The 18,758-nt window shown below is 43.2% G+C and carries 17 protein-coding genes, 1 tRNA gene and 2 pseudogenes; 18 read left to right on the top strand and 2 right to left on the bottom strand.

Annotation, left to right across the window (positions count from 1 at the left end; translation table 11 throughout):
- Positions 1 to 34: 34 nt before the first annotated feature.
- The 6 genes from FWF39_RS06610 to fdhD all read left to right on the top strand — a co-directional run bounded on the left by FWF39_RS06610 (position 35) and on the right by fdhD (position 7,021).
- Entirely contained in the window at positions 35 to 1,492 is a 1,458-nt protein-coding gene (locus tag FWF39_RS06610) for a hypothetical protein (protein WP_343382652.1), read from the top strand.
- Positions 1,493 to 1,621: 129 nt separating this feature from the next.
- Complete coding sequence (locus tag FWF39_RS06605) at positions 1,622 to 2,032, top strand: molybdopterin dinucleotide binding domain-containing protein (protein ID WP_343382651.1); 411 nt, start codon at positions 1,622 to 1,624, stop codon at positions 2,030 to 2,032.
- A complete protein-coding gene (locus FWF39_RS06600) occupies positions 2,025 to 3,605 on the top strand; it encodes a formylmethanofuran dehydrogenase subunit B (RefSeq protein WP_343382650.1) in 1,581 nt (526 codons plus the stop codon). The genes FWF39_RS06605 and FWF39_RS06600 overlap by 8 nt, the downstream gene beginning before the upstream one ends.
- The gene (locus tag FWF39_RS06595) at positions 3,606 to 5,306 is read left to right on the top strand and encodes a formylmethanofuran dehydrogenase subunit A (RefSeq protein ID WP_343382649.1); all 1,701 of its coding nucleotides are present in this window, start codon (positions 3,606 to 3,608) and stop codon (positions 5,304 to 5,306) included. It abuts the gene before it with no gap.
- A 3-nt stretch (positions 5,307 to 5,309) separates the two neighbouring features.
- Positions 5,310 to 6,119: a formylmethanofuran dehydrogenase subunit C gene (locus tag FWF39_RS06590; RefSeq protein ID WP_343382648.1), complete on the top strand. Its 810-nt coding sequence runs from the start codon at positions 5,310 to 5,312 to the stop codon at positions 6,117 to 6,119.
- Positions 6,120 to 6,229: 110 nt separating this feature from the next.
- Positions 6,230 to 7,021, top strand: a complete 792-nt coding sequence (gene fdhD / locus FWF39_RS06585; protein ID WP_343382647.1) for a formate dehydrogenase accessory sulfurtransferase FdhD — start codon at positions 6,230 to 6,232, stop codon at positions 7,019 to 7,021.
- On the opposite strand, the gene mobB is transcribed toward fdhD, so the two are convergent.
- Entirely contained in the window at positions 7,018 to 7,572 is a 555-nt protein-coding gene (gene mobB, locus FWF39_RS06580; protein ID WP_343382646.1) for a molybdopterin-guanine dinucleotide biosynthesis protein B, read from the bottom strand. The genes fdhD and mobB overlap by 4 nt on opposite strands.
- Positions 7,573 to 7,749: 177 nt before the next feature.
- On the opposite strand from mobB, the gene FWF39_RS06575 reads away from it, so the two are divergent.
- From FWF39_RS06575 to FWF39_RS06520, 12 genes and pseudogenes are all read left to right on the top strand, one after another.
- A complete protein-coding gene (locus FWF39_RS06575; protein ID WP_343382645.1) occupies positions 7,750 to 8,010 on the top strand; it encodes a hypothetical protein in 261 nt (86 codons plus the stop codon).
- Positions 8,011 to 8,114: 104 nt separating this feature from the next.
- On the top strand, positions 8,115 to 8,591 hold the full coding sequence (locus FWF39_RS06570) for a hypothetical protein (RefSeq protein ID WP_343382644.1): 477 nt from the start codon (positions 8,115 to 8,117) through the stop codon (positions 8,589 to 8,591).
- Between the two features lie 564 nt (positions 8,592 to 9,155).
- Positions 9,156 to 9,233, top strand: a tRNA-Ile gene (locus FWF39_RS06565).
- A gap of 508 nt (positions 9,234 to 9,741) precedes the next feature.
- Positions 9,742 to 9,978, top strand: a complete 237-nt coding sequence (locus FWF39_RS06560; RefSeq protein ID WP_343382643.1) for a hypothetical protein — start codon at positions 9,742 to 9,744, stop codon at positions 9,976 to 9,978.
- A gap of 326 nt (positions 9,979 to 10,304) precedes the next feature.
- Positions 10,305 to 10,778, top strand: coding sequence for a hypothetical protein (locus tag FWF39_RS06555; protein WP_343382642.1), 474 nt, complete (start codon positions 10,305 to 10,307; stop codon positions 10,776 to 10,778).
- Positions 10,775 to 11,044 carry a hypothetical protein gene (locus FWF39_RS06550; RefSeq protein WP_343382641.1) on the top strand — a complete coding sequence of 90 codons (270 nt, stop codon included), beginning with the start codon at positions 10,775 to 10,777 and terminating at the stop codon, positions 11,042 to 11,044. The genes FWF39_RS06555 and FWF39_RS06550 overlap by 4 nt, the downstream gene beginning before the upstream one ends.
- A 936-nt stretch (positions 11,045 to 11,980) precedes the next feature.
- Complete coding sequence (gene cooS, locus FWF39_RS06545) at positions 11,981 to 13,864, top strand: anaerobic carbon-monoxide dehydrogenase catalytic subunit (protein WP_343382640.1); 1,884 nt, start codon at positions 11,981 to 11,983, stop codon at positions 13,862 to 13,864.
- Positions 13,865 to 13,875: 11 nt separating this feature from the next.
- Positions 13,876 to 14,325: a 4Fe-4S dicluster domain-containing protein gene (locus tag FWF39_RS06540; protein ID WP_343382663.1), complete on the top strand. Its 450-nt coding sequence runs from the start codon at positions 13,876 to 13,878 to the stop codon at positions 14,323 to 14,325.
- Between the two features lies 1 nt (position 14,326).
- Positions 14,327 to 15,565, top strand: coding sequence for an FAD-dependent oxidoreductase (locus FWF39_RS06535; protein ID WP_343382639.1), 1,239 nt, complete (start codon positions 14,327 to 14,329; stop codon positions 15,563 to 15,565).
- Between the two features lie 546 nt (positions 15,566 to 16,111).
- A pseudogene (locus FWF39_RS06530) lies at positions 16,112 to 17,073 on the top strand (ISNCY family transposase).
- Positions 17,074 to 17,414: 341 nt separating this feature from the next.
- Positions 17,415 to 17,732 carry a DUF3796 domain-containing protein gene (locus tag FWF39_RS06525; RefSeq protein ID WP_343382638.1) on the top strand — a complete coding sequence of 106 codons (318 nt, stop codon included), beginning with the start codon at positions 17,415 to 17,417 and terminating at the stop codon, positions 17,730 to 17,732.
- 6 nt (positions 17,733 to 17,738) lie between these two features.
- A complete protein-coding gene (locus FWF39_RS06520; RefSeq protein WP_343382637.1) occupies positions 17,739 to 17,939 on the top strand; it encodes a helix-turn-helix transcriptional regulator in 201 nt (66 codons plus the stop codon).
- 131 nt (positions 17,940 to 18,070) lie between these two features.
- On the opposite strand, the pseudogene FWF39_RS06515 reads toward FWF39_RS06520, so the two are convergent.
- Positions 18,071 to 18,758 (bottom strand): annotated as a pseudogene (locus FWF39_RS06515) (hypothetical protein); the annotation flags it as partial.

The following is an 18,758-nucleotide window of genomic DNA, read 5'->3' as shown; positions in this document are numbered from 1 at the left end:
ACCGGAGGCGAATACTTGGGTTGAGATGCCATCTATGCAACAGGCGCGATACGATTTATCTGTGACGGTTGTGGATGGTAATATCTATGCTATAGGTGGTCGTAATGATGAGTTAGTTGCTGTTGGTATTGTTGAGATGTATGATCCTGAGGTTAACAATTGGACCTACAGGGCATCGTTGCAGCAAGCGCGTTACAATTTGGGTGTGGTGGTGGTGGAGGGTAAGATCTATGCCATAGGCGGTGAAGTTAGAGTCTCAGGATCTGCTAAAAGTTATGCGGTGGACACTGTTGAAGTATATGATCCGGTTACTGACAACTGGACTTATAAGAACTCAATGCCCACTTCAGGCAGTACTAGTAATGCACCGCTACCTGCTTCAAGCAGTACTTTTGTTGTCACGGTTCTTGGGAATAAAATTTACTGTCTGAGCCCGGAATTTAATTTAGTTTATGATCCAGTATCGGATGTATGGGAAAATAAGCATACCCTGCCTATTGCGGCAGATTTTATGTATGCAAATGTTGTAAGTGGAAAAATAATCTGCTTAATCAGCGGGAATAGCGTCATTTCTTATTTGACTATGGTTTATGATCCGTTGACTGATAATTGGACACAAAAAGCTTCGTTGCCTGATGGCTTCTCTGCAGGTCCAACTGTTTATGACGATAAATTATATATGATTGGAGCTCAAACTGAACCAAAATATAATGGTTTACCCATTATCGGGAAGGTAATGCCCATGGTTCAAGTTTATGAGCCAGAAAAAGATACTTGGAGCGTGGTTGCATCAGGTGGTCCTGGTTTGTGCTATAGGCTTTTTTCTATGTCTACTTCGGGAGTTTATGCGCCTTCTATGCTTTATTGTCTATGTGGTTCGGCTTCTTTTGATATTTATGAGTTTATGGGGTTTGATTTGGCATCTAGTGTGTGGGTGTCTGCTGCGGAGTTGCCCACTCCTCGTACGGATGTTTCGGTGGTGGTTTTGAATGATTTAGTTTATGTTCTGGGGGGTTATACGGTTAGTGGTTTCAAGTATATGCGTGGTATTCCGATCAGTCCTATTCTTACTGCGTCGGCGTTGGTTGAGCGGTATACTCCGTTTGGTTGGGGTGAGGTTGCGCCTGTTGTTTCGATTGTGTCTTTGGAGGATGGGGTGGAGTATGGTCCTGGAGATGTACCGCTTGAGTTTAGTTTGGCTCGTCCGATGGTGTGGATGGGGTATAGTCTTGATGGCCAGGCAAACATAACAATTACGGGTAATGTTACTTTGTCAGGGTTATCAAGCGGGCAACATAGTGTGCGGGTGTTTGCGGAGGATGCATATGGTAATGTTGGTGTTTCTGATGCTGTGACGTTTAGTGTTGCTTCTGCACCGTTTCCCTTGTTGCCTGTTGTTGCTGTTGTTGTTTTGGGAGTTGTTGCTGTTTGTGTGGGTTTATTTTTGTTTTTGCGGAAACGCAGGCGTATTAAATTTTTGACGATGGGTTGAATTGAGTTTATTCCTGTTGCCGCTGTTTTGTGTAGTCAATAATTAAAAATAATATCACTTTTTCCATGCAACCGAAACCTTTATTCTTAAATATATGTGGCTAAATTTCTATTGATAAGTGTGGAGAATATGGAGCAAAAACTCCGGGCTACTCTAATTACTGGTAGAACTATTGAACAAGGCGTAGGCAAAGAGCTAGGTAAGGGCTCTGAGGAATACTATGTTGGTTGTGCCGTTTGTTTCTTTGATAAATCTGATATGGTGAAACTTGGCATAAAAAATGGTTCAATTGTTCGTGTAACATCCAAATATGGTTCAGTTATTGTTAAAGCCCAGAAATACCGTTGGGGCGTTATGCCGGGTATGGTGTTTATGCCTTGTGGTTCTTGGGCCAATGTTATCTGTGGTGATGAAACCTACACTATGGGTATGCCGCTCTACCGCGGGTTCCCAGTTGAGGTTGAAGCCGCCCCAGATCAAGCGGTACTTACATTAGAAGAACTTCTTATGCAACAATTCGGGAGGAATAGCGATGAGTAAAACAATAAACAATGTTGTTTGCCCCATATGTGGCTGTCTCTGCGACGACCTCGAAGTCACCGTAGAGAACAACGAAATAGTCAAAATGAAAAATGGCTGTGCAGTTTGTGAAGCAAAAATGGTGCACGGCTACAAAAGCGAAGAACGCATCCTAAAACCCATGATACGAAAAGACGGCAAACTTGTTTCTGTATCTATGGATGAAGCAGTTAAAAAAGCAGCCCAAATTCTAACAGATGCCAAGTATCCTTTGCTGTTTGGCTGGAGCAGCACCGTTGGCGAAGCACAGCGTATCGGTGTTGAATTAGCCGAAGAATTAGGCGCAACTTTGGACAACTGTTGTAGCGTATGCCACGGCCCCTCGGTTATGGCAACCCAGGAAATCGGTATCCCTGCTGCCACCTTGGGCCAAATTCGCCACCGTGCGGATTTGATTGTTTACTGGGCCTGCAACCCCTGGGCAAGCCACCCTCGCCATGTTGAGCGCTACACCGCCTTTACTGATGGACGTTTTGAGGGTAGTGAGTGGCAAAGTTATGTTAAAAAATTAAAGGCTGATTCAAACCGCAAAAAAATGGAAATGGCCTCTAAGCGAATCTCACGTGTGGAACCCCCCACTAAAGCGGCCTCTTTTACAGGTCCACCCCCACAGATGCTTGAGCACAAACCTGGACGTAAAATGATTGTGGTGGACGTACGCAAAACCATGACTGCTGAGGTGGCTGATTATTTCCTCCAGATCGAACCCAACCGTGACTATGATGTAATCGAGGCTCTGCGATGTCTAGTTACCGATCAAGAGCTTGATGTTGAAAAAGTCGGCGGTATCCCCCTTGATACTTTACGTGAGGTTGCAGATGCCATGATGAGTTGCGAGTTCGGTGTCATCTACTTTGGTTTAGGCATGACCCAGAGCTTGGGCCGTTTCCGAAACATTGAAATCGCCATCGCCTTAGCACGAGACCTAAACCGAAAAACCAAATTCGTTATCTCCCCTATGAGAGGACACTTTAACGTTACCGGCGCAAACAACGTGTTTGCCTGGCAAACCGGCTACCCCTTTGCTCTTGACTTCTCTCAGGGCTACCCCCAGTTTAACCCCGGAGAAAACACCGCAGTTGATCTGTTAAGACGCAACGACAACGACGCAACCTTGATTATCTCTGCCGATCCCGCCGCACACTTTCCAAGTGTTATCATGCAAAACATGATGAAACACCCCCTAATCACCATCAACCCAGATATGAATGCCATATCTCGGCTTGGCGATGTCGTGTTTCCCACCCAGTGGTGCGGTATAGAATACGCCGGCACAGCTTATCGCATGGACGCCGTTCCCATTACGCTCAAAAAAGTTGTTGAACCCCCACCAGGAATTCTAACTGATGAAGAACTCCTAGTTCGCATCCTTGAGGAGGTTCGAGCCATCAAAGCTAAACGCGGCGAACCTGTCGGGCAAGCTGAACCCAAAATTGCTCCCCACAAACCCACCAAAGCAACTAAGACATCCAGAGAATGCCCCATTCAGGAAAAACCTAAACGCGTAACAAAAAAGACAAAGAAGGTTGCTTAAATGACTGAAATCCTGATCAAAAACGGTTTTGTGGTTGACCCCAGAAACAAAATCAACTGCGAAAAAATGGATATAGCAATCAAAGATAATAAAATCGTTCAAAAAGTCAACGAAAAAACTGCCCAAATCATTGACGCATCCGGCTTAACCGTTATGGCGGGTGGAGTGGATATTCACAGCCACATCGCCGGAGCAGAAGTTAACACCGGACGCATAATCCGCCCCGAGGATCACTACAAAGACCCTGTCCGAAAAACCTCAATCACCCGCGGAGGCACAGGCTACTCTATCCCCTCAACATTTGTCACAGGTTATCGCTATTCTGCAATGGGTTACACCTCAGTATTTAACGGCTCCATCGCACCCATGAAAGCAAAACACGCCCATGAAGAATTAAACGACATACCCCTAATAGACAAAGGCACCTACATCCTGAGTGGTGACTGGTGGTTTGTTCTTGAAAACCTCGCAAAAGGCGACATAGACGAATGCGCCCGCCTAGTCTCATGGCTAATACATTCCACACGCGGCTATGCCATCAAAGTCGTCAACCCCGGAGGCTTAGAATCCTGGGGCTTTGGCCGCAACGTCCACAGTATAGACGACCAAGTTCCCAACTTTGACATCACCCCACGAGAAATCATGCGCGGTCTGATCAAAGTTAACAAAAAACTAAACATGCCCCACACAATACATCTCCACACAAACAATCTAGGAATCCCAGGCAACTACCAAACCACCCTTGACACCATGAACGCCCTCGAAGACCTCTCAACCGATGGCAAACCCGTAGCACACATCACCCACGTACAGTTTTGCGCCTTTAAAGGTGAAAACTGGCGCAAATTCAAATCCGGCGCTGAAGATATCGCCAAATACATGAACAACCACACCCACATGACCATGGACATGGGCCAAGTCACCTTTAGCGACACCACAACCATGACTGCCGATGGTCCCTTCGAATTTAGCCTCTACGAACTAGGCGGCCACCTAAAATGGGTAAACAGCGACGTAGAAACCGAGAGTAGCGGCGGCATTATCCCATTCCACTACAAACGCAACAGCCCCGTTAGCGCACTCCAATGGAGCATCGGCCTCGAACTCGCACTGCTCATCAAAGATCCATGGAAAATCTTTATGACCACCGACCACCCAAACGGTGGGCCCTTCTATGATTACCCCAAAGTGCTGGCCTGGCTATATAGCAAAAAAGCCCGCGAAGCCACACTCAAAAGATGCCACAAAAGCGCCCGCAAAAAGAGTTTGTTGCCCTCAATTGATCGCGAACTCAGTCTATATGAAATCGCCATCATGACCCGCGCAGGAACCGCTCAAGCCCTAGGGCTACCCAACAAAGGCCACCTAGGCATTGGTGCAGACGCAGATGTTGCAATCTTTAACATAAACCCCGAAACACTAGACATCGCCCAAAAATTCCGAACCGCCCGCAAAGCCTTTGCCAACGCCGCCTACACCCTAAAAGACGGCACCATAGTTGCCAAAGACGGCCAAGTCGTAAACAGCCAAATCCCAGGCCGAACCATCTGGGTAGATGCACAAACAAAAGACCCCTGCCGAATCGACGACGAAATGAAACGCAAATTCAAAGAATACTGGACCATCGAATACGAAAACTACCCAGTTACCGATCACTATGTAAAAGTTTCAGATAAATTAAGTGTAAAGGCAAGTGTATAGAAGATGATAACCCTAACTGCTCTAAGAGAATTCAGTGTTCCCATCCAAGCACCCTGCATAACCCCTGAAAACTTTAAAGACAAAACCCTAGCCGAGATCAAAAAACTACCCGCAACCGAAGGCAACCGCAACGTCACCCTAGCCGATCTTTTCAAAATCGAACAAAGCCCCCAAGAAACCCCCAACATCACCCTAAATGGTGATCTAAGCAAAGTCAAACGCGTCGGACAAGCCATGAAAACCGGCGAAATCGTCATAAACGGCAACATTGGCATGCACACAGGCGAAAAAATGGCCGGCGGCAAAATCACCATAAATGGCAACGCAGGTTGCTGGACCGGCAGCGAAATGAAAAAAGGCACCATCGAAATACACGGCGACGGCGGCGACTACCTAGCATCACCCTACCGAGGCAACGATTTAGGCATGAAAGGCGGCCTAATCACCGTTGATGGCAACGTCGGCACAGACGTTGGCTGTCACCTAAAAGGCGGCATTATAAAAATCAAAGGATCCGCAGGCCGATTCATAGGTTACCACATGACCGACGGCGCCATATATGTCGAAAAAGACTGCGACGTCCGAACCGGAGCCTGCATGAGCGGCGGCAAAATCGTCGTCGGAGGCACCCTTGAAATCCTACCCTCCTTTACCATAGACAGCATCAAACCCAAAGTCAAAGTTGACGACACCACAAACGTAGCTGGGCCCTTCTACGTATTCTTAGGCGACCGCTCCGAACATGGCACAGGAAAAATCTTTGCCAACAAAACCGCAAACCCCGCCCTGCAATTCTACGAAAAATACCTCTAACTTTCCTACTTTCTTAATCTTTTTAAATCAATCAAACAAACATCCAGTCAGCTGTTAATTAAACCGAAGTACTTATCAACCTATCACTACCTCCTCCCTAAAGTGAGGACATGTTGTTGCGCCGAGTTATCATGCTAAGAGTTGATACAGCCACAAACACAAGCAACCGAACCATCGACTGCATCGCCGAGGAAGTCCCTCTCCAAATCACCCTAAACAACCTCCACGCATTTGTTATTTGGTGTTCCCCCTCCCAGTTTGAAGAACTAGCCGTAGGCCACCTATTTGCCGAAGACCTCCTGCAATCTGTAGATGAAATCGAAAACATAACCGTCAACCCAACAAACAACACCTGCCAAGTAACCCTCAAAGCAAACATCAACCTAGAAGAGCGCATAAAAAACCAGCGAACCAGTACACGCATCGTTCCACTCATCAAAACCAGTACCTCAGCCTACCAAAAAGACGACAAACTAGCCACCGTACAATCAAACCTAACCATAAAAGCCCAAACCATAATAGATGCCATCAGCCAAATCAACCAAAAAGCTCACGGCTTCAAAGAAACCGGAGGCCTCCATGACAGCGCCATTTTCCAAGCAGACGGCACCATGGTCGCATTCTCAGAAGACGTAGGCAGACACAACACCGTCGACAAAGTCATAGGCGAAGGCGTCCTCAAAAAAATAGATTTCACCCAATGCTTCTTAATTATCACCGGACGCGTCCCAGGCGATATGATCTACAAAGCCGCCAAAGCAGGTCTACCCATTGTAGCCTCAGTCGCAGCCGTGCTCAACTCAGGCGTAGACTCAGCACAAAAAGCCAACATAACCCTAATCGGATTTGTTCGCAACAAACACATGAACATCTACACCTGCCCCCAAAGAATCACCCTCTAAACCTGATTACCCTGCTTTTGCAACTCTTTTTCTAAGAGACAAACAAGCTGGTCACCTTCCAAAGGTAACTTTACAACCGGTATTCCCTCAAAGACAGAACCCAAAGAACTCTGAGCCACCAAACCTGCAATGGCCGCTACTGGTTGTTTAATCAGCTCAAGTGTGATTTTTAGGTCCACTTGATCTTTAGCTGTAACTATCTTGACAACATCTTGCCGCGGCGCAATCAAACCATGAAAACCCTCAATGAAAACTAGATCAAGCGCCTCATCATCGAGAAACCCCAGGATTCTGTTGAGATCTTGGCTGTCTTGCGTTGTTTTTTTAATGATGTCAATTTCTCGGGGCGAAACCGCAACGACCACCCCTGCACCTGCCTGAGCAAACCGCCAAGTATTGGTACCTGTCGTATCCATCGAAAAATCTACATGATGAATATGCTTCACAGCACCAACACGATAACCCTTAACTGAAAACTTGCTGATTAAGTACTCAAGAGTAGTTGTTTTCCCCGAACCGCTAATACCCACTGCGGCAACGACTAAACCCATACTTCTCCCTGTCCTCTCAGAGCGCATCTGCTTATAATAAACTATACCATCCCCTAAAATAATTTAGTCATCGCTTCATCTATCACACTCAACTAACCGTCAAATAGTTTACACTTAAATCAGCTGTGGAAATGTTAATGTAGAGTTTAGGTATACAGAATAAGGTCTGGCGCTAAAATGAATAATCTGCTGTATTTGCTTATTGTTCTTTTCTGTGGTTGTGTCATAATTGCAGTGCTAAAGTTTTGGTCGAAAAAACAATCAAAACTCCAATCAGAACCAAATTTCTGTCATGAAACAAAAAAACCAAAACCAAATAGGCAAATTCAACACCCAAACGATCCACAGCAGGATTTAGATCGGATGTTTAATGAATGGGATGAATTTAATGATGATGAGGAACAATTACAGCAGGAAGAAGAAGCCAACGGTTGGTAATTGTTGTAGTTGCGTGAAGTATGGTGCTGTAATAGATATATATCAAAATTTGTAGCAGCGTTTTATATATTAAATATTGCTATATCCGTCTGATGTGAAGAATGATGACTAGATGCAGTTACTGTGGTAGCGTCGTAAACAAAAACATGGACAGATGCACATGCTGTAATGCCCCCATAACCCTATACAAAGAACAATACACAACACCTGAACCTCTAAATGCATCAACTACATTAAAACCAAATCAAGTTCCCGTATCAGTTGCGGATGTAAAATTCCCCCTAGTAACAGCATCATCAAGTTCCATGTTGTTCTTCTCATTATTTCTCGCACTACACTACACTGGACTACTAACTTTGCAGAGTAACCTGCATTTTGGTTTATGGGTACTCATAACGCTGTCACTGGGTGGGCTATTTTTAGTAGTACGTAACAGCAGAGCAACAAAAACTAAGCTATCCACCTTTGAAACTTATAGGCCATCCACAATCATAAGCCAATACCTCAACATGCAGGTAGCAACAGAAAAAAACAATATCAATGCACTTATGACCTACGACATAGCCCAAACTGCACTATAACTCTGATTAGCTAATTTTCTCTCTCTATGGTTGTGCACAGTAGTTATTATCATACTATTTCTATACCGCCAAAGAAACACACAAAACAGTGCACAGCCTAATCTCACATTCAATAATCATAAAACGTGAATAACTAACAATCAGCCCATCAGTAGAAACAGCAAATAAAAGTTGAACCTATCAGACATCCTACAGCATCTACCTTTTCATACAGATGTTATTCAATCATTAGATATCCTCTGGACAGTCTCTGTAGGAACATGTAATATTCTCAAAATTTTCATATCTCTTTATTTATTTGTATACGACATTAACAACTACTCTAAGATGACAGCGTTCAAAGAAATGCTCGATTAGGCTTCAAATTGAAGTATTACTTTTTCTAGAACTAAGTAAGTAGGTAAAAATCTTGTTGTATCTTAGTAAACCATTGAGTGTATCTCAGTGGATGTACTTACAGTTAACGTGTTAAGCAGTAAAATTGTTGTTAATCGCGAAGGTTTTATAAATAAGAGCCGAGTCTACAAGGAATATTCTATAGGTTTAAGGCCTAAGGAAATATGTGGACCGGTAGCTCAGCACGGCTTGAGCGTTCGACTGATAATCGAAAGGTCGCCAGTTCAAATCTGGCTCGGTCCACCAAATTTCTCTCTATATCTGAGGTGTATTTGTGCTTGTTTTGGCTATTAAGGTGATTTGCTTTGAGATTGATTTTGGTGTGGTTTAGGTTTTACTTTTTGGTTTACACCGCCGCTTTAAAGATTTAGACATGGGTATGTTATTGGTGTGTTGGTTGCGGGCAATTCTTGTGACAGTGTCGCATGGAATTTCAACATCAGGAAACAATTTGGCAAATTTAATCATACGCGTTTTTGTTTATTCAAAATGTTGTCCATATTTTTTGATTAATTGTTGTGACAATGTCGCAACAATCTGTTTGCCATACTTCGCGTGTTCACCGCCAAGTAAACCGAACCAACATGCTTCTCGATTTCACAATACGTCAACGTGATTGCTTAATTAGCAAAAGAACAAGTTTATTGAAAACAAATGCATTGCCTAGTTAAGCTGTAATAGCGTTTACACCGTTGAATGGTGGCAAGCATTTAAGTCAATGCAGATTATGGTGTATTGGTGAAGGATCTCTAAAATGTCGCTAATAGTGGTGGCTGGGATATGTGTGGCGGTGGCTGGTGTTTATGTTATTGTTAAAGTTAGCACACCAACTAAGGCTGAACGAGAAAAAGAAATAATCGCTCTAATAGAGCAATATCTGAATTCGGAGAAATCTGAGAAAAAAGACGGGATAGCTGGCGAAAAAAAACACATGATAGATGGTGTAGAGGTAGAAGTGGATAAAGATGGTTACATCAAAAAATCTTGGTGAGCTGGACTAATGGTTACGTTTTGATATCTGTTCTTTTTTCCTCCATCACTTCTGCTTGCTCGCTTATATACACCAATTGTTCCGCTCTTATATCTACAATACAAAATTGGACAGGCCTCTCTCAATCTGTGTGTTTGGACCGCCTGGTTCTGGAAAATCCTTTGCAGTTGAGCAAATTGCTGCCTCAATAGATGAGCTGGAAACTGAAAAAACCTTTAAGTTTAATAAAATTTTTAAGTTTAATGTATCCCAAATGAAGGGACCTGAAGAGCTTGTAACGGCTTTTCACCAAATCCGTGATGCAGGCCTAAAGGGTGAGTGCCCGATTGTTTTTTTTTGATGAATTCGATTCAAAACTTAACGATGAGTTGGGGTGGTTGAAGTATTTTTTGGCTCCTATGCAGGATGGTGAGTTTACTGAAGAAGGACACCCGCATTTTATTGGGCGTGCAATTTTTATATTTGCAGGTGGAACAAACGAGAGTATGTCTGTTTTTAAGAAAAAAGCAGAAAGTCGTGAGGTTGAAGCGCAAAAAGCGAAAGATTTTCTTAGTAGGTTAAAAGGGTACATTAATATTCTTGGACCAAATCGCCAGTGTCCACACGGTAAAGATTTATCCAAAAATACATCTGACAAAAACAGTACTTGTGATGTTAAAGAGTTTGAGACGACTGAGCAAGCCGGCAGAAAACTGCAAGATGTAGCGAAGCAAAAACAAGATGCTCAACAATGTGAAGCATGTGGTGATAAGACTCCATTTTGTGAGTTTGGATATATGCTAAGACGTGCTACCTTATGAGATCATTGCTAGAAAAGAAACTTAGTATAGATCAAAAAACAACACTCGAAATTGCTGATAATGTCTTAGAGGCCTTTATAAAAGTTGACAAGTATTCGCATGGATCTCGTTCATTAGAGGCAATTATACAAACAAGCGATATTGTACCGGGGAAAGCCTTTTCTGCATCATGTATTAACACCTCTTGTTTGGAAATGTATGTTGACAAAACCTTTAATGACTATTTAAGGGAAGAATATGAGAAGGGTGAATCAAACAAAGTTTGATGAAGAAATCTAAAGAGTCATAAATGACATTTCGGCTGTAAGATGGTAATAATGCAACAAAAGCTCTATTGCTCTATAGCTTCCAATGAGTTAAATGTTACACTGTTATTTTTTCAAATAAGTTGCTGTATATGTTGCATTGTTTTTTTATTATGATTGCCTGAAATATGTCCCGTCTTCTACATTGAATAACGATGAATCAGCTGGCTGGAAACTTGTGTTGATTAGTGGCTGGAAAAGAACGTAGTTATCATATAGTGGCAGTAATGAAATCACTAATAGTTGGGATCGCTATTTCAAATCCGACTTGGCTCGCCATGTTTTCTAAATATTGTCTGATTTGGTTTTAGTTTCATTGGATGTGTTGTAGTTTATTGTAACCTATTCCCTTTGCTATTTGTAAGCCGCTATAATGTAGATGCCTAAAAACATATTGTTCTTGGGAAAGTTTTAAAGATGCGGCTGTATTTGTGTCCAATTGAAGACACTTCCTTAGGTGCTTTCTGGCTCTGTAGCGTCAAGTTGTGGTGACTGAGCGTTACAGAGCTTCCTGTTCTTGTTACTTTCTAACTTTTCATTGGGTTTGTGCGTATTTTGTCGTAATGTTTGTAGTGATGTGTCTTGCTGGTTTGTCTGTTTGGGTTTTTTCGTTTTCTTTTATATTTCCTGCTTTGTTCTTGTTGGCAGGGGTTGTTTGGTGTGTGAGTGGTGTTTTGGTTGTGGTTGTATTGCAATAGTGGTGTGTTGTGCGCACAAAGTATATTTAGTGCTGTTTTTATTTTTTGGATTTGTTTGTGGAGTGTGTGTTTGGTTCTGTGAAGTGTTTCTAAACAATATATAGTAAAAGATTGTTATATTGTTTGTAACTATTCGCTGAACTGGATATATACTTTATACAAAGTGGCTTAATATGTCAAATGCTAAAGAGAGATTGCTATGACCGAATACAATGGCTGTGTAACCTGTAAAAGTGCCGATAAGGTGCTGGAGAAATTTATTGCTCAATTACCTATGGAAACCTCACATCAGCGTGTAGAGTCTCAAAAACTAAAATGCGGGTTTGGTTTGCAGGGTGTTTGTTGTCGACTTTGCGCTAATGGCCCTTGTCGTATTACACCCAATTCACCTCGCGGAGTTTGCGGCGCTACTTCCGATGTTATGGTGGTGCGCAATTTCTTACGTGCTGTAGCGGCAGGTTCAGGTTGCTATATTCATGTGGTAGAAAATGTGGCTCGTCATCTAAAAAATACTGCCCAAGCTAAAGGACCCCTAAAAGGGTTGCAGACTCTTGATCGGCTATGTGAGATGATAGGTATTGCTGGTGCTGATAGTTATGAGAAAGCTATCAAAGTTGCTGATGCAGTGTTGGCTGATCTCTACAAGCCTGATTTTGAAAAGATGCAATTAGTGCAAAAATTGGCCTATGCCCCCCGTTATCAAACTTGGCAAAAACTGGGTATTCTACCCGGCGGCGCAAAATCTGAGGTCTTCAAAGGCGTAGTAAAAACCTCCACCAACCTATCCTCTGATCCAGTTGATATGCTGGTTGATTGTCTACGCTTAGGTATCTCTACAGGATTGTATGGGTTGTTGCTTACCAATTTACTAAATGATGTTTTGTTGGGCGAACCCAAAATCCGTATGGCACCAGTGGGATTGCGCGTTATCGATCCTGAGTACATAAACATCATGATTACCGGCCATCAACATGTCTTGTTTGCCCATCTACAAGAACAACTTGTCCAACCCGAAATAGTTAAACTCGCAAACGCCGCAGGCGCCAAAGGCTTCCGATTAGTCGGTTGCACCTGCGTAGGCCAAGACCTGCAGCTAAGAGGCGTCCACTACACCGGCTTATTTGAGGGTCATGCAGGCAACAATTATGCCAGCGAAGCAATTCTAGCTACTGGCGCTATCGATGTGGTACTCTCTGAATTTAACTGCACCCTGCCCGGCATCGAACCCATATGTGACACCTTGAACATAAAGCAAATCTGTATAGATAACGTTGCCAAAAAAGCTAACGCCGAAATGAAACAATTTAGCTTCGAAGAAAAAGCACGCATAAGCACCGAAATCATCAACGAAACCATCGAAGCATACAAAACCCGCCGACCAAAAACCACTCTAAATCTGCTAAAAGAACACGGCAACGACAACACCCTAACCGGTGTCAGCGAAGTAACCCTGAAAGAATTCCTAGGTGGTAACTGGTCTCCTCTGATTGATCTGATTGTCTCAGGCCAAATCAAAGGCGTTGCCGCAGTCGTAGGTTGCTCAAACCTCACTGCTGGAGGCTACGATGTCTTAACAGTTGAGCTCACCAAAGAATTAATCGCCAAAGACATCATTGTTCTAACCGCGGGTTGCTCCTCAGGCGGCATTGAAAACTGCGGCCTTATGACCCCCCAAGCTGCCGAATTAGCCGGCCCCAAACTAAAAGCCATCTGCCAAAAACTAGGCATCCCCCCAGTTCTAAACTTCGGCCCCTGCCTAGCCATTGGACGCCTAGAAACCGTTGCCGTCGAGTTAGCCAAAGCCCTAAACATCGACCTACCCCAACTACCCCTAGTACTATCCGCACCACAGTGGCTAGAAGAACAAGCCCTAGCTGATGGAGCATTTGGCCTAGCCCTTGGCCTACCGCTACACTTAGGTCTGCCGCCCTTTATCACCGGAAGCAAAGTCGCAGTCAAAGTCCTAACCGAGGACATGAAACAACTAACCGGCGGCCAAGTTATCATAAACGCTGACGCCAAAGAATCCGCAAACATACTAGAACAAATCATAATGGACAAACGCAAAGCCCTAAAAATCTGAAGGTGAGTCAAATCCAACGCATAATGATCGATCACACAAAATGCAACGGTTGCAAAAGCTGCTCCCTAGCATGCATGCAAGCCCACCGACAAGATAGCGGAAGCCTCTACGATCTAGACCTAACCGATGGCACAAACGAATCAAGAAACTCGATACAAACAGATGCCAACGGCGTCTACTTCCCCCTATTTTGCAGACACTGTGACGATCCCCAATGCGTATCAGCCTGCATGAGCGGAGCCATGACAAAAAACCCAGAGAACAAACTGGTCCAATATGACGGCAAACAATGCGCCGCCTGCTTTATGTGCGTAATGAACTGCCCCTTTGGCATCATAAAACCCGACAACCCAACTAAAACCTACGTAATAAAATGCGACTTTTGCGCAAAAGACAAAAACGGCCCCAACTGCGTACGCGCCTGCCCAAACAAGGCCATCTATATCGAGGAAGTAGTATAGCATGAAACAAGTAATCATTGGAAGCGGCGCAGCAGGCATAGCCGCCGCAAAAACCATCCGAAACATAAACAAAAACAACGACATCACAATCGTATCCTCAGATGAGAGCATCTATTCCCGTTGTATGTTGCACAAATACACTGGACACGAAAGAGACCAAACAAGCCTAAGCTTTGTACCAAACGACTTTTTCACCACTAACAATATCACCTGGTACCCTGGAGAATCTGTTCTAAGCATTGACACAAAAAACAACCACATACAACTACAAAACAAAACCCTGCCCTACGATAACCTGCTAATAGCCACCGGCTCTGAAGCAGTTATTCCCAATATAGGCCAATTAAAAACTGCAACAAACGTATATGGCTACCGACACCTAACAGACGCAAAAACAATCCGCGAAAAAGCTCCTAACGTAAAAAAAATTCTCATAGTCGGCGCCGGACTAGTTGGCCTAGATGTTGCCTACGCCCTCTTAAAACTAAAAAAACCCGTCATCATTGTTGAAATGGCACCCCAAATCCTGTCTCTAAACATAGACTCTACAGCCGCGGCGGTGTATCAAAAATTATTCGAACAAAACGGCTGTACCTTTAGATTAAACAGCAAAATAACCAACACCCAAAGCAACCAAAACGGCGAGATAACCCACATCACCCTAGAAACAGGCGAAAACATAGCCTGCGATATGGTTATTGTAGCCGCTGGTGTTCGACCCTCCACTAAACTCTTAGAAGGTAGCGGAATCGAATATGACCGCGCCATAAAAGTAGACCCCTACCTAAAAACATCCTGCGCAAACGTTTACGCCGCAGGCAGCGTAACAGGCCTTGGCGAAATCTGGCAATCTGCTGTAAAACAAGGCGAAACAGCCGCAAAAAACATGTGCAATATAAAAACACAATTCACAGACACCTTTACAGCTAAAAACACCCTAAACTTTTTCGATCTACCCACCCTCTCAGTAGGCAACATTAACCCCGAAAGTGACGATACTGTTCACATTCAAACCATTCCTAATAGTTACAAAAAAATTATCATACGAAATAACATTGTTACCGGCATTATCCTACAAGGCAACCTCAACTATAGCGGTATATGGCAATATTTAATCAAAAACAAAATCGATGTAAGCCAACTAAAAAAATCCTTATGGTCCATCTCATTTGCAGACTTTTATGGCATTGACCCAGACGGTCAATACAAATATAACTGCCCAGCTGCAAACCAAAAATAGTCCTAACCATAAAACAACACATGCTGATAACTGATAAGGTTGTTAGTTTGATTGTAGCGTTTTTGGTTAGCTACGTATCTTTTTTTGTTCATGTTTTTTTAATGTTGTTCTGAGTGTGTCTCCGATAAAAGCTCCTGCAGCAAATAAGAGAATTAAAAACACCCAAAAATAGCTTGGTCGAGAATCCAAAAGAACAGTTACAACGACGCCTATGGTAAAGACCGCAAACAAACCTGAGAGAACGCTTATTAGTATTCTATCTATACCCTATTTACGGTTCTATTTTCGCTTTGAGGAAATTTAAAGCCCGTTTTATATAGAATGCCGCGCAATACCAAAATAAATCCGATATAAAACACCAAGCATGCAAGGGTTCCAAATAAATCATTAGCCCAGCGTACGGCCTTGGGACAAAAGTAGTTTGAGTTGTTTTTTCTTGGTTGCCCTTGTGCGTATGCATACTTTGAGAGCAGATATATTTTTTGAAAGATTCGTACTAGAGCATATTATGGCATATTTATAACCATATGCCGCAATGTTTTGCGTATGAAACGCCTAACGGTCAAAAGCACCAAAGAAATGCTCGAAGTCCTAGAAGAAACCCGCGAAACACTCTTCAAAGACCACAAAACAGACTACCCCTACAGCCAATGGGAACAAAAACGTGCACAAATAAAACAACGCCTAAACAACCTGCCCCAATACGTACATCAAGCCGTAGAAACCATAAACAAAGAAGACCAAAAAATGGGCCGACCCCCCAAAATAGACCTAGAAAAGAAAGCCAACTTGTTCATAATGGTGCGTTTCTTAAACAAATCCAACCGCGTGGCTGAGCAATCCCTCCACTACTTCCAGCCGCTCTTTGGAGTAGATGGAGCTACAAATACATTGAGCGCCTCTACAGCGATCCTGAGGTCAAACTGGTGTTGCACAATGTCTTTGTTTTGCTTCTAAAAGATGTGGGTGCAGTCAGCGGCGAGTTCTCTGGAGATGGCACAGGCTATGCTGTTAGTGTGGAGAACCACTACTGTACTGGTCTTCAGAAGTATGGGAAAAAGTTTGTTCATTTTTTCTCTTTGATTGATTTGTCGTCTGGTATGTATGTTGGGTGTGGGATGTCTAAAGTATCGGAGCTGGAGGCTTTCAAAAAGGCTTTGGCTATGTTGAGGCATTTAGGTATTGCCATTAAATTTTTGCGGCTGGATAAATATTTCAGTACCCGCTATGTTATCAAGCTTTTTGAGCGTAGTACTGCGTTGTATTTGATTCCTAAAAAGAGTATTAGGCGGATTGGTGTTTGGGCTAGTATTTTGGCTAAATTGGCTTCTTTCGGTTGATTTTTTGCGCAGTATTTTTATCGCAATCTTTCTGAGAGTGGTTTTTCGGCAGATAAGGGGCGATTTGGCGGCATCATCAAACAAAGAAGAACTGACCGGCAACAAACAACGCTTTTCTCAAATGCTCTTCTCCACAACATCTACACCATCCGAACTCACCCAAAATAGTTTTGTCCCAATGCCCCAGCGTACAAAATAGAAAATAGGTACAACAAGCACTGCCATGATTATTAACAGAAACACAGTGCTCTTGTGTATATTCATATTTTCAACTCTAACGCCGTATATTCCATATTTTTATAAATTTTTCCATAAACCAATTGGAACCTGAATTGGGCCCTCTTAACCTTGAGTCGTTTTGTTACTCTGTTGTTGTACACCGATCTTGTTTTGTTATTCTGTTTTTTTGGTTTTTTTCAATTCTGTGTTGCTCGAAGCCAAGGTAATAGTTATATATATTTAACGTCATAATTATATTACGTTATGTATATGTGACATTGGTGACGAATATGAAAAAGAACAACTTAGCTTACCTCGGTCTTCTGGGTTTAACAGGACTACTTGGCCTGTATAACACCTGGCTCTTCTCCCTATTCAGCCTCTTCACCCTCTTTATTTTCATTAAAGCTGACGAGAGAATTGAAAAAAACGTAGGCTTAGCAAGCAGAAACGCATTCCTTTTCTATGCACTACTCTCAACAACTCTTTTAGCCTACATCCTTGTAACAAAAACCTATGATACTTTACCCCTGATTTTTGTATCCCTATCCCAAGGGGTAACTATTTTCAGTGTTTCCTACGCATACTACAACAAAAGAGGCGACTGACCACATATGAAAACTCGCATGAAAGAATACCGAGAAAAAAATGGCATAACCCAAGAACAACTTGCAAAAAAAGTAGGCGTGGCCAGACAAACCATTCTTTTCATGGAGAAAGGCAAATACAACCCTTCATTACGCTTAGCCTATCAAATATCTCGAGAATTAAATGCCAAAATCGATGACCTCTTTTCATTTGACGACGAAAAATAACCTGAAACCAAAACCACAAACAAAATAACCATTCATATAAAAAAAATAAAAGGGTTGACCTTTTGTATTTGTAGTCTAAAAATAGGTGAGAAAAAGTTGGTGATATCCAACTTTATAGTTTGTGTGTATGGCTAAAGTTGGAGTTGTGGGGCCCTTTTTTTATGTGTTAGGTGTATTGCAGTTATTGCTAGTGCGGTTACGATAGCGCCAAACAGCACCACCAAAGCTGCACCTAACCAGCCTAAACCAAACATAACCGAACCCTCAGAAACAAACTGCGTAACAGAGGGCAAAGGATCCTTAGCCGCTGGAAGCACAGGAACAGGACTAGCTACAGGAATGTTTGTGACACCAGAATTAGAGGGAGCCGCATTAGACGTTGTTTTACTAGATGTAGACGTACTCGAAGAAGACGCGGTGGTGGAGCTTGAGGAGCCGCTGTTTGTAGACTTGTTTTCATCAGAGGGTGGTGGTGTGGAGCTGGGTGTGTCATCGGTTTCTTCTTGAGGATTAGTAGAGTTCTCCTCTATGGCTTTAGTATTGGGGTGTTTGGTATGGTGACTGTCGTTGCATGGATCATTTGGTTTATTGTGGTTGGGTTGTTTGTGGTCTTGATCTTTGCAGCTGTCTTGTGGTCTGCAGTCGGGTTTGGGTGTGCATGGGGGTGGGGTTGGGGAGCAGTCGGGTTTGGGTGTGCATGGGGGTGGGGTTGGGGAGCAGTCGGGTTTGGGTGTGCATGGGGGCGGGGTTGGAGAACAATCAGGCTTTTTTTGCTCAGTGTTCTGATAGATTATAGTTACATGACTGCCTGCTTGAAGA

The organism is Candidatus Bathycorpusculum sp. (assembly GCF_009778815.1).
GTDB lineage: Archaea > Thermoproteota > Bathyarchaeia > Bathyarchaeales > Bathycorpusculaceae > Bathycorpusculum > Bathycorpusculum hydrogenotrophicum.
This window is presented reverse-complemented; position numbering and strand designations above follow the sequence as displayed.